This is a genomic window from Mycobacterium sp. (assembly GCF_008709575.1).
GTDB lineage: Bacteria > Actinomycetota > Actinomycetes > Mycobacteriales > Mycobacteriaceae > Mycobacterium.
Genome location: NZ_VYIK01000446.1, coordinates 1 through 628, shown reverse-complemented (window position 1 = coordinate 628; position 628 = coordinate 1). Strand labels below are relative to the sequence as shown.

Annotated in this window: 2 protein-coding genes and 1 pseudogene; all 3 read right to left on the bottom strand. The window is 63.2% G+C overall.

From position 1 onward, the window contains the following. Positions 1-262: type II toxin-antitoxin system PemK/MazF family toxin (locus F6Q13_RS19510; RefSeq protein WP_293060010.1), on the bottom strand; the 262-nt coding region annotated here is incomplete at its 3' end. Further along, positions 262-552, bottom strand: a complete 291-nt coding sequence (locus F6Q13_RS19505; protein ID WP_293060007.1) for a YlcI/YnfO family protein — start codon at positions 550-552, stop codon at positions 262-264. The genes F6Q13_RS19510 and F6Q13_RS19505, both read right to left, overlap by 1 nt. Before the next feature lie 10 nt (positions 553-562). Then, a pseudogene (locus F6Q13_RS19500) lies at positions 563-628 on the bottom strand (recombination protein RecR); the annotation flags it as partial.

Sequence of the window (628 nt, the reverse complement as noted above, 5' to 3'; positions counted from 1 at the left end):
GGGCTGGCTCCTGCGACGCGAGAAAGTAGCCGATTTGACGACCAAGGTCAGACACCGGGATTGTCTGGATGTTGTCGCAACTGACGACAGACGGTTGATTCAGCCCGTTCACCGTGCCTACCGGGACTTCGGTGGCCAGCCCTCGCACAGTTGTCGTGATTGGGGCGACGGTGAGGTTGGTGAGATGCGGACGCACGACCTCGCGGGTGAGAATCAGGACGGGTCGAGCTTTGTCGAGCTGGGCGATGTGGATAGGTCGCATCAGTCGATGTCGAGGGAGGTACGAGCAGCGTGGCCGGCCAGCGCATCCCAATCACTCGAGGCTGACATGCTGGCCGCGAGGATCTCCGCGTCGCGTTCGGCGAGACGACGGCGACGTTCCCGTTCCAGCGCCCGGACCACGACAGCCGCACGGCTGCGGGCATGTTGTCCCCGGATTTCGTCATCGATGAAGGCGACGATCTCGTCGGGCAAGCGGACCGCAATTTGTGTGCTCACTTCACGGATGGTACCAGTTTGGTATGCACTTCGGGATTCGGGGTCGGGTTTCACCCCGAGCCGTTTAGACCATCGCGCGGCGCCCGGTGAGCGCACGGCCGAGGGTCAGCTCGTCGGCAAACTCCAGGTC